The 12,664-nt window shown below is 44.9% G+C and carries 13 protein-coding genes; 11 read left to right on the top strand and 2 right to left on the bottom strand.

The genetic code is table 11. The features are described 5' to 3' along the window. Window positions 1–3: 3 nt before the first annotated feature. Window positions 4–1,461 carry a cardiolipin synthase gene (gene cls / locus ACFPXP_RS06835; protein WP_379893480.1) on the bottom strand — a complete coding sequence of 486 codons (1,458 nt, stop codon included), beginning with the start codon at window positions 1,459–1,461 and terminating at the stop codon, window positions 4–6. 45 nt (window positions 1,462–1,506) lie between these two features. On the opposite strand from cls, the gene ACFPXP_RS06830 reads away from it, so the two are divergent. From ACFPXP_RS06830 to ACFPXP_RS06780, 11 genes are all read left to right on the top strand, one after another. Continuing rightward, window positions 1,507–1,674, top strand: a complete 168-nt coding sequence (locus ACFPXP_RS06830; protein ID WP_379893479.1) for a hypothetical protein — start codon at window positions 1,507–1,509, stop codon at window positions 1,672–1,674. Window positions 1,675–1,708: 34 nt separating this feature from the next. Then, the gene (locus tag ACFPXP_RS06825; RefSeq protein ID WP_379893478.1) at window positions 1,709–2,854 is read left to right on the top strand and encodes a DUF3900 domain-containing protein; all 1,146 of its coding nucleotides are present in this window, start codon (window positions 1,709–1,711) and stop codon (window positions 2,852–2,854) included. Window positions 2,855–3,034: 180 nt separating this feature from the next. Beyond that, window positions 3,035–3,466 carry a hypothetical protein gene (locus tag ACFPXP_RS06820; RefSeq protein ID WP_379893477.1) on the top strand — a complete coding sequence of 144 codons (432 nt, stop codon included), beginning with the start codon at window positions 3,035–3,037 and terminating at the stop codon, window positions 3,464–3,466. Between the two features lie 72 nt (window positions 3,467–3,538). Further along, window positions 3,539–4,078 carry an NUDIX domain-containing protein gene (locus ACFPXP_RS06815; RefSeq protein ID WP_379893476.1) on the top strand — a complete coding sequence of 180 codons (540 nt, stop codon included), beginning with the start codon at window positions 3,539–3,541 and terminating at the stop codon, window positions 4,076–4,078. A 138-nt stretch (window positions 4,079–4,216) separates the two neighbouring features. Further along, entirely contained in the window at window positions 4,217–4,423 is a 207-nt protein-coding gene (locus ACFPXP_RS06810; RefSeq protein ID WP_379893475.1) for a Spo0E family sporulation regulatory protein-aspartic acid phosphatase, read from the top strand. Window positions 4,424–4,533: 110 nt separating this feature from the next. After that, window positions 4,534–5,961, top strand: a complete 1,428-nt coding sequence (locus tag ACFPXP_RS06805; protein ID WP_379893474.1) for an ATPase domain-containing protein — start codon at window positions 4,534–4,536, stop codon at window positions 5,959–5,961. A 12-nt stretch (window positions 5,962–5,973) separates the two neighbouring features. Further along, complete coding sequence (locus ACFPXP_RS06800; RefSeq protein WP_379893473.1) at window positions 5,974–6,222, top strand: hypothetical protein; 249 nt, start codon at window positions 5,974–5,976, stop codon at window positions 6,220–6,222. After that, window positions 6,219–8,318 (top strand): helix-turn-helix transcriptional regulator, encoded by a 2,100-nt coding sequence (locus ACFPXP_RS06795; RefSeq protein ID WP_379893472.1) that lies wholly within the window; start codon window positions 6,219–6,221, stop codon window positions 8,316–8,318. The genes ACFPXP_RS06800 and ACFPXP_RS06795 overlap by 4 nt, the downstream gene beginning before the upstream one ends. 258 nt (window positions 8,319–8,576) lie before the next feature. Further along, window positions 8,577–8,951, top strand: coding sequence for a PilZ domain-containing protein (locus ACFPXP_RS06790; protein ID WP_379893471.1), 375 nt, complete (start codon window positions 8,577–8,579; stop codon window positions 8,949–8,951). 106 nt (window positions 8,952–9,057) lie between these two features. Beyond that, the gene (locus ACFPXP_RS06785) at window positions 9,058–10,065 is read left to right on the top strand and encodes an HD-GYP domain-containing protein (protein ID WP_379893470.1); all 1,008 of its coding nucleotides are present in this window, start codon (window positions 9,058–9,060) and stop codon (window positions 10,063–10,065) included. 26 nt (window positions 10,066–10,091) lie between these two features. Next, window positions 10,092–11,375, top strand: coding sequence for a diguanylate cyclase domain-containing protein (locus ACFPXP_RS06780; RefSeq protein WP_379893469.1), 1,284 nt, complete (start codon window positions 10,092–10,094; stop codon window positions 11,373–11,375). 68 nt (window positions 11,376–11,443) lie between these two features. Here the strand turns inward: ACFPXP_RS06780 and ACFPXP_RS06775 are convergent, their stop codons facing one another. Further along, window positions 11,444–12,376: an ArsR/SmtB family transcription factor gene (locus tag ACFPXP_RS06775; protein WP_379893468.1), complete on the bottom strand. Its 933-nt coding sequence runs from the start codon at window positions 12,374–12,376 to the stop codon at window positions 11,444–11,446. Between the last annotated feature and the right edge of the window lie 288 nt (window positions 12,377–12,664).

Raw genomic sequence — 12,664 nt, 5'->3', positions numbered from 1 at the left:
CGATCACAGAATGGGAGACAGCAAGCGCGCGGCAGATTCGGCTACCTTGCTCGTCCAGCTCCTGCGTTCGTACTCTTCATAGGAGACAATGCTGGAATCCTGCAAATCCGCAGCAAACATATCGCGGAGCTGATGTGCGATGTTCGTATCATAGATGAAAGCATTCGTCTCAAAGTTGAGCGCAAAGCTGCGGTTATCCAGATTGGTTGTTCCGACGGTTGCCGTTTCCTCATCGATCATGAGCATTTTCGAATGTAAAAAGCCTTTGTTATAAAAATATCCTTTCACGCCGTATTTCAACAAATCCCCTAAATAGGCCTTAGATGCCCAATGCACAAACCGATTATCTCCCTTGCGGGGAATCATGATGTGCACCTCGATTCCGGACATTGCGGCGATTTTCAAGGCATTGAGCACACTCTCATCCGGGATCAAGTATGGCGTCTGAATGTAAATGCAGCGTTTGGCAGAATAAATCAGCTTTAGAAAACCGGATTTGATTTGCTGCTGCTCGGAATTTGGACCGCTAGACACGATTTGCACCGGGGTGTTTCCCGTACCAAGCGATCGTGGGAAGTACATTTCGTCTGTATTGATCCATCTTCGTGCACCAACGGACCAGTCCAAAGCAAACTGCATCTGCAGAGACAGCACGGCGCTGCCTTCGATCATTAGATGTGTATCACGCCAATAGCCGAAGAACGGATCCTTTCCCAAATACTCGTCCCCTACATTAAACCCTCCAAGAAATCCGATATGTCCATCAATGACAACGATCTTCCGATGATTTCGGTAATTCAATCGAATGTTTACATAAGGAATGCGTGAGGGGAAGAAGGAGAACACTTCTCCACCGGCCTTTTTAAGCTCCCGGAAAAAATGCCGCGGCAATCCCGCAGAGCCGATAGCGTCATACAGCAGTCTGACCTGCACACCTTCCATTGCCTTTTCGACGAGTGCATCTCGAATTTTTCGCCCGATTTCGTCATTGCGATAAATATAATATTGAAGGTGGATGTGGTGCTGCGCACGATGAATTTTCTCCAGCAAAGCTTGATACTTCGCTTCTCCCTCCTTGAGCAAAGTGAGCCGATTGTCCGATGAAAGAAGAGAAGAACTGTAGTGAAGGTTTAGAGAAATTAAGCTCGATTGTTTTTGAAGAATTGGATTATTGTATTGGAAGCATTCGGAACGGATTTGTTCCTCCTGCTCGCTGACCAGCTTGCGGATCGTCTGCAGTGTAGTTCGTTTCACCTTGTATACTTTTTGACGCGCGAGGTTTTGACCTAAAAAGATATATAGAAATAATCCGAGTACAGGGATTAAGATCAAAACCATGAGCCAAGCCCACGTAACAGCAGGACTCCGACGCTCCAAGAAAATAATCGCTAATCCGACGAAAAAGTTAATGACCGGCAGCCAGGTCAGAAGGGTTTGCCAGAAATTCATTTGATCCCACACAGGGTTTCCTCCGTTCTGCAGCAAAAGCATAGGATCGCTAATAAAATGGGGTATCAAAGACATCGTTATTTTACCACAATTGCAGTTTTGATAGAAAACATGCTTTTGGATGAAAGTGAAGGAACAATGTCCAGCAAGAAGATGCTGGTTTTTAGTAGAGTTGGGCAGCCTGCAGGTGATATAATAGGTTTCGTGTTTGAATGGGCGGCGTAAGCCGCCGGATGCAAGTGCAAAAAGGAGCCTGCAGATGGATATTTCAGTACAGAATTTATCTTTCTTCGTCATTCAAGGGGAAGAGGAGAGCGAATCAACGAAACGATATAAACATTACCAAACTTTAAACGAAGAGCAGTATGAAAGCAGCGAGATTAAACGATTCTTGGACGGAGAATTTGTACGTATTGTGAAACGGAAGGTAGAGAAAAATCCGAATTCCGAGAATGCGCCGACGAAGGTAGGGCGGTTTATTGTAGAGCCAGGGCATCCGCTGGACAGCAATCCGAATTTCAACCTGTTTGACAGGCTGCTTACCGCTGAAGACAAGGATATGTTCTTAGGCGGTGCGGATGAGATGGTACGGACCTATATGGATACGAGCGCTGTACGGGGCGGTGCATTCATTGTATCTAGGGCGAAAATCAATCCTTATTTTGACGAGCCTTTTTTGTTCATCATGAAATGCGACTTTGAACAAAAGATTGCCCGTATCTCTGATGAAAAGAGCCTTATTTCGGAAGTAGAGATGGCGATCAGTGCCCGAAATATTAAATCGATTCAGTATCCGTATATGCCGGAGGAAGGGATGCGGGAGGAAGCGGAGCTAAAAATTCATCAAGCCTCGCATGCAAGATATTTCGAGGATTTCTTACGATTTGTCAGCTATGAAAAATCGGTACCCGAAATATTGAATGAGCAGATGGTTCAGATGGTAAGCTCCTATATAGAGGAAAAATGGCAGGGCGAAGACCATGCAGAACGGAAACAGGAAGAGGAAAGCTTCGAAATTTGGGCTGCCAGTGAGAAGAGGGAGCTTCAGCAAAAATGGGATCATCAGCAGGTGATGGAAGCCCGGTCATTTCTCGTTGAGCAAAAAGAGGATTTAGAGCTGAAGTTTAAGCTGGACGGTATTGCTGTGAAAGGTCTTCTTGCGCAATATGGTGATCAGATTCACATCGCCCGTATGAATGGGAGATACATCGTGTTGATCGAGGGAGATTCCTTTCAATTTGATAAAGGCGTATCGCCCATTGAATTGCTGAATCCGCAAGAGTTGGATGAAGTGATTGAGCATTTGAAGGCAAAGCCGTCGTCTTACGAGTCAAGAGATTGGACTGCGGATGAAGAGAGGGCCAATCAAGCCTCCGATCAGGATAAGCCTCCTTGGGAATCATAGGCGTTCCAGCACAGTAATCCGGACGGGTCAAGCGTACAAGCAATGTGCTCGTATTCATCATAAATTGGCAATACATACCTGGAAAGCTTCACTTGGTTGTTATCTAAGGGTCATGCGGCCATAGATCTCCGCACATAGATAATGGCTTGGGGAAAAGCTTCTTCGGGAGATCAAGAGGTGATGAATGTGGTACAAACGCCATCCGGATTAACGGAGAGTGAAGCGAAGCGTTGGATCGGTCATCCTGTTTGTTTGGTATCGAAAACCGGCAGCTATTATGTGGGTACGATTCATAAGGTGGAGAATGGCAAAATCTATTTTACCGGACAAAAAGGCAAGCAAAGATTGGATCCGCAGCAGCAAGTCAAAGTGCAAGGTTTACTTGGAGGATTACTTGGCAGCATGTTGGGTGGCGGCGGGCAAAATAACAGCGGAGGCCCGCTTGGAGGAGGAGCATTCAATCCTTTTAGCTTTATTCCTGGGGGGATGGGACTCGGTCCAGATGCAAATTTGACCAGACCGAATGGAGGGCTGGCCCAAGGCGGCCGGTTTCAATTGGGTCTGGGCGCAATGCAGTTTCTGCTGCCGATGCTGAGCCGATTTTTAATATAATACAAGCGACATGTCGTGGAAATGGAGCAGCGATAGATGCAGGTTAATTATTGTTTAACATGTGGTACTCCTTTGGAAACAAGACTTATCGGAGATTCGGATCGCAGGGCTTGTCCGAAGTGTGACTTTGTGTATTGGGGAAACTACAGTATTGGCGTTGGCGCACTTCTGTTCAAGGAGAAGCGGGTGCTATTGGTGCGCAGAGCGCAAAACCCAGGGAAAGGCTACTGGACGAATCCCGGAGGATTTATCGAGCAGTTCGAAACGATTGAGGAAACCGTAGAACGGGAAGTTTGGGAAGAGACGGGCATTAAGGCAAAGATACGCAGCATTGTCGCACTTCGTGATCAGCCCCGCGATCCGCATAATTTGTATGTGGCGTTCTCTATGGACTATGTGGAAGGGGAACCTAAGGCAGATGGTGTGGAAGTGGATGGAGCAGGATTTTTCAGTTACGAGGAAACGCTTCAAATGAACGTCGCTCCATTTACTCGGTGGCTCTTAGAAATTGCTTTTCACGGAAAAGACCCCGGTCTATGGCCGGATACACATGCGGCAGAACCGATGCCTGCCAAAGGGCTGTTTAAAATCAGCACTGAACAAAAAGAGTGATGCCAATCTATCATTCTGCGATTTCATAGGAGTGAAGTGCTATTTTATAAAAATGAAATAGAATAGGACTACTCGGTGATTTTCTTATGGACCATAACTTGCCACAATGGAATAAACACTCGCCATGATGTGGTGAAGATGGAATTATGGATTGGGGGGAGTGACATAGACGACCGACAGCTGCAGCAATTAATCGTTGAAATTGAAGTCGTAAGAGAGCAATTGATACAGCTATCACTCCAGTCCGGGACCATTAAAGATGCGAAAATCATTAAAAAAAGCGAAGAATTAGATGTGCTCATTGTGAAGTATCATAAGCTGCAGAGAGCTTCAAAGAAATCGTAGTACACGGGTAGTTGTCTTTTCCTTTTACAATGACCGATGGACAATTCATATGGTATAATAATGTCCAATATATCATGCTAGTTCATCACGATATTGGGGGCAGGTAATTGATGGAAAAACACATTACCACAGGAATTGAAGGATTGGACAGTATTCTTTCGGGAGGGTTTCCTGAAGGGGCTGCTGTCGTTGTTGAAGGCGCTCCCGGAACGGGGAAAACAACGATGGGTCTGCAGTTTTTATATGATGGCGCTGTGAATCACGAGCAAGGCGGCATCTATATTACGTTTGAAGAGCTCCCCAATCAAATATATGCCGATGCGCAATCTTTTGGCTGGGATCTGCGAACGCTTGAGAGAAGCAATCAGCTGCGGATCGTTTGTATTTCGCCTGAGCTTTTGATGAAAGAGATTGTCGTACAAGACGGATTTTTTGAGCAGATGGTAGATGAAATCGGGTGCCGTCGGCTTGTCATTGACAGCATTAGTCTATTAAGATATGGCGCAGAGAATGACGAAATGTTAAGAAAAACCATTTATGGGTTTCGCAATATTTTGCGCAAGCTGAACATTACTTCCATGTTCATACGGGAACAAACATATGATACGCCTCATTTGGTGCCTTTCGAGAATTATGTCGTGGACGGAGTTATCCGCTTGGAATTGAAGCCCCTAATGAACAAGTACCGGAAACGTACATTGGAAGTATTGAAAATGAGAGGTACAAGAATCACGGAAGGTGAGCATAATATCAAGTTTATGAGCAACGGCATTCATTTGGCGCCGCTGTTTTCTATGGTTGAAGATAAGATTCTTTCTGAAAATACGGACAATATTTCGACAGGTATTCCAAGCTTGGACGGTCTTTTATCTGGAGGACTTCCGCAAGGATCTGTCTTTATTTTGGATACAAACAGCAAAGCAAACTATCAATATTTACTGAATTCAATTTATTTTGAGCAGTTGCGGAGAGGAAATCGGGTACTTTCGCTGATTCCCGGTTCTTCATCGGTTAACTTGATTCGTCAGAATGCAGAATTGTACGATATTTCACTGGATGAGATGGTAAAGCAGGATAGGGTCTTTTTCATCGATCCCTTTGATCGTGTTGAACAGCATCAATATGGTGACGCCGTATTCAAGATGAACGGTATGAGTGAAATAGAATATGAACAGGTCATCACAAATACATTGGCCCCGAAAATATTGGAAGATTCGAAGAAAGGTCAGCATTGGTTTGTATACTACGATTTGAATACGATTTTTTCCACGAGAGGTATCGATTTTGTGAAGCGCTTCTTTGCTGAAGAGGCCGCCAGAGCAAGGTCTACCGGGACGACTATACTTGCTCTGTGCAACTTTTCTGAAATATTGCCGGAGGTATCCTCATTTTTAGAGCGGGTGGGCAATGGCGTAATTCGTACTTGGGTGGATGGAAACTATCAATATTTACAGATTACGAAGTCGCCGACGGGTCAAATGTCTGCTCCTCATATGATCGAAAGCATATCTGAAAAACCGTTCATTCGGTTAGTGTGAGGAGGAAAGTAGATGAGCCAAGCGAGATTGCTTTCATTGCAAGCGGAATGTTCATTATATTTTGAAGAAAACCCTTATTCGATAGAAAATGAGCAGGGCTTGGCTTTGCGCCTGGGACGTAGACGGGAAGATTTGATGCCGGTGTTGGAAAGACTGACCTCCCTATCTATTTTGCAAAGAGTGGGTGAAGGTGAACATGCCTACTACAAATACAATCAGCCTGATGTAATAGAAAAAGTGGTTGTATGGGAGAGTCAATGAAACAGATTCGGCAGCTGCAGCATGCTTACGGCGCTGCATATGGATTCTCGTCTGTAGTTGCCGGACCCCAAGGCCAATTGTTGACAGAGCCCGTATACATGTGCGACTTAGGCAAATGGATTTATGAACGTATGGTTATGCCCAGCAGGCAGTTTAGAATGCTGCAGTACGGAAGATCTGGTGAAGGCGAAGCGCTCGTTCTAGACTTTGAAGATACGGGCCTCAGCTTTGTGATCGTTCCATTCGAGGCCGCCGACGGGAGAAGCTGCTTCTTGTGGTCGGGCCCTTTGCTGGAATCCGATGATAAAGATGCTGTCGAATCGTCCATTCGGAATCGGTATCCTGAAGCGGAGCCATTTTTGGAACATATACAAACACTCTCTTCGTCTTGGCCGAATAAAAAGACCGTCAAAGAAAAATCTGTAGAGTTAGCTGACCTGATATCCGTCTATTCCATCCATGAATTTCTGGTTGCAAAGAACACAGGATTTTCTGATCAATTCGGTCACTTGCTGTCACGGTTAAGTGAATTCAACGGTGATTTCGCTGCCCTGCTGAAGGACTGCTTGGCCTATTCATCCCAGATTGATTTTCTGGGCTATGCGGTAAAAGGAGAAGGGAATCAGTATCAAATTACCGATTATGAAGGCGAAGGCGGCGGTATTCTTATCGGGTCGTCCTTCTCGATTGGGGAAGGCTACCTTGGACAGGTCGCCATTACGGGTCAGGATCGTCATTGGAAATGTCATGCCGCAGATCCACGCACGAAATTTTTTGCGTCCAAGGGAATCGTACCGACCGAACTGTACTGTTTCCCGATCAGAAGCCATGATGAAATCGTTCGGGTGCTGTTTTTTGGAAGCGTTCAACAGGTGACTTCAACACAGCCGCTAATGAATCTAGGTAGGCTGATGTCGCAATGTATCGGTCAATGGATTTCGAGACGTGATCTTATGAATTCATTGGAAATTGAGCGGAGCCGACTGACGACGTTAATGGAAGTATCACGAGTGATTACTTCTGTGAGGGATGTACGCAGAATATTGTTCTTGCTGGTTGATATGGCTCTTAATTTAATTCAGGATTCGAAGGCCTCGCTTGCGATGATCCGAAAGCACAACGAAATGCGGACGGCGGAGCTGGTCACAAGGGGACTGACTAGGGAACAGGCCGATAGGCACGGGAAGAGGCTGGCACATCATTATTGGAGAGGCGAGTCAGCTGTGTCGACCGTTGAGTCCGATGCCGCAGAAGGTACCGTTTTTTTGGAAAGCGTACTCACGTGTCATCATGAAATCGTTGGAGTACTCTGTGTTGAGCTGGCTAACTACGATTCGCAGCATCACGAATTTCAGCTGCTGCTGGATACGTTGGCTTTCATGGGTAGTACTGCGTTGGAACAAACTATTGGACAATCGAATCATGTGACGGGAAAGATCGAATTGCTGTTTGAGTCGTTGAGGCAGTGGGATCCAGACAAGTACAATTATGCGGAAGCTTGCCAAAGCACGGCAGCACAATTCGGACGTTTCGTTCATTGGAATCCAGAACAAGTGGAGCTCGTGATCCAAGCTTGCAAGCTGATGTATTATGAAATCGATATATTGAAGAAAGCCGATCTTCCCGACAAATTAGTAAAGCTGGTCGAGCACTTTCAGGCATTGTCTTACGAGACGCCGCCAACTGTGAATGACGATCATCTAGCGCAGGCATTATATCTCATGGACATGCATCTACGTCAAAAGAATGTACCTGCTGAAATCAGCTGGATAGATCGGCAGCTCTTACTGGGATTTCAGAGCTATTTGAACTTTCAGCAAAAACAAGTTGCACATATTGAAGTCGTATCTGAGAACTTCCCTTATTCAACGAATGAGATATCGGAAACAACAGATCCGGTACCTGAATATACCATGCTGTCTCCAAGAGAAAAGGAAGTGCTCCAGTGGATCGCGAAGGGGAAGAACAACAAGGACATCGCAGAAGCTTTATTCATCAGCGAGAATACGGTGAAAAATCATATTACAAGCATTTTTAATAAAATGGGCGTGACTGACCGAATCCAGCTCATGACGATCGTATTATCAAAAAGATAACCTTTCTCCTATCATGGAGAAAGGTTTTTTTGACGTTTATCCATTACAACAGGCTGAGAGACTTCGGGCAGATGTCTCTTCTTTGGATGATGACTAGGAGTATGCTCCTATTTCATGATGGATGTAGCAAATTAGGAGACATAGGCGATGTGGACATGCCATCAAATTGCCACAATAAAGAGAGGAATTCTTCATCTGATTCGACTCTTGTGAGGAAGAAGAATGGTTAGGACTATACGGAAGGCAGGTTGAACAGCGATGAATTACAGCAGACGTGAGGAGTCGTTTCGATATACTTTTCATCAGCCATTGCCGGGTACATTTCATATGACTCGGATTGACGGAGAGGTGATGATCAGCAGTGAGGGAAAACTGCAGATTTTAGACATGAGCTTGAATGGAATGAAGATGGCGTCGTCGTTAAACATTCCGGCAGGCAGGCACGAGGTCCATCTTGCTGTCAGCTGCCAAATTGCGTCTGAGCTATTGGAATTGGAAGGGACAATACTATGGCAGGAGAGTTATGCAGGAGAATATTTATACGGTGTGCAGTTTCAACAAGATGAGAAAGTCCGGGAACAGCTGCTGCAAGAATTAAAGCGCTATGCAAGAGATCTAGCAGGCATGGATTAAAAAAAGAATGGGCAATCCATAAAGTGGAAACGATATATCAAGCAAGAGGTTTGCCATTTTCCGCAATCGGAACAAAAAACTGCTGTTATGAAAGTAGTGGTTAACGATGAAAGGTTCAAACTTGGAACAGCTTCGTATGAAAACGAACTGTACGAATTCCTATACCCCCCATCGTTCTAACAATCTGATCATCTCGAGCAGCTCCAATCTGACATTCCCTGAGATCAAAAGGCTCGTAAGTCAGAACGTGACGATTTTGAATGAGGAGCGAAAGCCTTACTGCAACGTACAGCTTATCGACCAGTCGGTTCGTGAGCTTCAAGACGCGTTTAGGATCGCTAAAGCGTTCCGTCGTTTGCCCTTGAAATCACTAAGAGACCAAATCATTCCGATCATTATTCAGATTTGCCATATTCATGAGATTGGGCATATTTATGCAACGATGGCTAAACGTGATGCGTATACATATACACACTGTGTCGGAGTAACGATGATCACTCGAATCATTGGGATTTGTCAGGGATTGAGTGAAGAAGAGCTAAAGGAACTGACCATATGCGCCTTTCTCCACGACATCGGAAAAATTAAAGTTCCTTTAGAAGTGCTGCATAAGTCTGGAAAACTGTCGAGTATGGAATTTGAGGAGATGAAGAAGCATTCGAAGTACGGCTATGATCTGCTCAGGCGGATTCCAGGGATCTCGGAACGAACTGCGCTTGTTGCATTGCAGCATCATGAACGGGAAGACGGCAGCGGATACCCCTCCGGAATAAAAGGGGATCGGATAGAAACGTTCAGTAAAATTGTGGCCATTGCCGATGTGTTCCATGCGATGATTTCCAAACGCAGTTACAAGGCTTCCATTCCGCTATTTGAGGTGCTTCGAGTCATGTCGGAAGACGCCCATGATAAATTTGACTCAACGTTGAGCGTTCATTTTTTTCAAATCGTGATGGAATGGTTGATTGGCAATCGCGTATTGTTAACAAATGGTACGGTAGGGGAAATCATGGATATCCACTCCTACGATCCCATTCATCCCGTTATCGAAGTGAACGGAAAGCCAATAGATTTAAGCAGAAAGACGGAACTGGATATCGAAGCGATTCTTTGATTATCGTGCGGAAGCAGGTGGAAGTTATGGGTGTTAGTCTGAAAAATGAGATGATCGTAACGTCTTTGCTGAATTCCATGTTAGAACCTGCGATGGTCGTTGATCAGGATGGACATAAAGCAGCGGTCAATCGGGCATGGATCGAAGCATTTCAGAGAAATGAGTTCCCATGGAAAGCCAGTGGGGATAAAGGCGGTGCTTTCGATGACCAATTGAACGCTGTTCTGCTCGGGAAGCAATGTGTTTATGAGGAAGAATGGGTTTGGACCATTCAAGAAGAGAGGTACCGGATTCGGATGAGCCCAATACATCATCATGAAGGGTTCATCATGGGGGCACTCATACAATGCACGAATATTTCGCAGCAGAAAGAGATGGAACAGGCCTATCAGATCGCGGAGGAACGCTTAAGCAAGATTACAGAAAATTCGTTCGAAATCATCAAAATTACAGATTTTCATGGAAATGTGGCATATTCTTCACCATCTCATCAGAAAATTCTAGGGTACGAACATGAGGAAACGTCGATTTTCGAAGCCATTCATCCAGAAGACAAGCAGCACATCGAGGAAGTGTACCGGAAAGTTCGTGAAACCGGGGAGTCCTGTATGATTGAAGTCCGGAAAAAACACAGAAATGGACGTTGGGTGTGGCTGGCAGCTTCGTTTAATCCCATTGTTCATTCGAACGATACTTCTACTCACATCCTTGTCATCTCCAGGGATATCAGCGAGAGGAAAAAAATTGAGCAAGAGCTTCAGTATATGGCTTACCATGATGCATTGACGGGTCTTTATAATCGTAGAAGATTTACGGAGCTAATGGAAAGTTCATGTGCGGAAGCTGCTGCGAATCAAGCGAAAGTAGCTTTAATCATGATGGATCTTGACAAGTTTAAATCGATTAATGACACGTACGGACACGCAGCAGGGGATGAATTGTTAAAACAATTTGCGAAGCGGCTGCTGGAGTGCAGAAGAGATGGGGATGTTGTTGGAAGAATCAGCGGTGACGAATTCGCAGTATTGTTAAAGGTACAAAGCCAGGAAGAAGTGAAGACGTTCATACAGGCGTTTTACGAGGTATTAGAGGATACTGAGATTGTACTTAACGAGCATACTTTAAAGGTGAAATCCAGCGCGGGCTATGCGATGTATCCGGATCATGGGAATAACTTAAGCAAGCTGTTTAAACATGCGGATATGGAACTTTATAAGGAAAAACGCAGGAGGCATGCGAAGCATTGGATCGCTAAAGGAAGTAGATTAAGAGAGAGCTCGCGAAGATGGAGAGACCTCATGTGTAAATGAACGGTGAATCTTAGCAGAGATACGGCCCGTCTTTTGTTGAAGGCGGGCCGTATCGTTTTGCTTATTCATCATGCCTGTGCTGCGGATTCCTGCTGCAGAGGAGTATAATATAATTGGAACGAAATATCTTGATTATAGTTGCCGAATCCTGTTCCGAACAAGGTGACTCCTCCGACGTGCTTGGCATCTTCGAGTACGGCGATGCGGAACGTCCACTGCTTTTGCCGTATATCGACATCATCCAATGTGACATTTGATATTTTGTTTCCGTCCATATACGTACCATCGCGCGTGATTCGAAGCTGCTTCAGCAGACCGTACTGGTTAATTTCGATGGGCCACCAAGAAGGTGTATACTTGCCTCGGCTGTCTCCGAAATCTCCTGGACTCGTCCATGTACCCAACTGGACTTGGTTTAAGAAGAAGGAGATATCTGATGGCCAGTTGTTATTCGTAGAGGGGGCTTCTGATGAAATTTCCATTGAGATGATAAGCTCTTCCGGCTTTTGACTTGTAAGCAGGAAGTTCGGCACTTTATATTCAATATAGCCTTTGGTAAACCATAAGATTTTGGCATCCACGCGATCTGGATCCCAGAAATACCTTGTCTCGTCTAACTCGCCGATAATGTGCTCGCGCGTAGCTAGACCACAGGTCGGTTCAATTCGGAAATCCGTGTAATGTCCAACAGATAGCTCTATTCGATGATATTCACGGACGATCTCATTTTTTTGCGGAAATTCGATGTCAATTTGATCGACGTCGAGAATACATATTTTTTGGACGCCGCCTTTACCCGGCATCATTTCCGTACGTATAATTTTCGCTTTTTCCAGCTTCTTCACATGCATGGTCATAATAGCGCTGCTTAGTCCGACGGCATCTGCTAACTCTTTAATGTTCATGGGGGATTTCGCCAGTAGTTGAATGAGTTGAAGACGGACGTCACTTGCTAGTGCCTCATACACGGGAAGAGATTTTTCAGAAATATCAAGTTTCATAATGTCCTCCGGTTAATTACGGTCCAAAGATCCTTAGTTAATATAGATATAAATAATATACATCTTTATTGAGTCATACTCAATAGATCTCGTGAATAAGAAGACCTTCACGGCTACTTGAGTAAACCACATCATCATTGCACGAGGAGCACCGAACAAAGGATCAAGTCCGAATTTGTGTGTAAATTCTCCCTCGGTTAGCTAGGAGTCTTTACCCAATTCGGGTAACTTTCGTTTTTTGGTTTGATTTGTGTTCTTGTTGCCATGTAAGATACTCGGTCATGTCTA

It is taken from the genome of Marinicrinis lubricantis, assembly GCF_042658665.1.
Lineage (GTDB): Bacteria > Bacillota > Bacilli > Paenibacillales > KCTC-33676 > Marinicrinis > Marinicrinis lubricantis.
The sequence above is the reverse complement of the archived record's forward strand: the minus strand, read 5'-3'. Positions and strand labels throughout refer to the sequence as shown.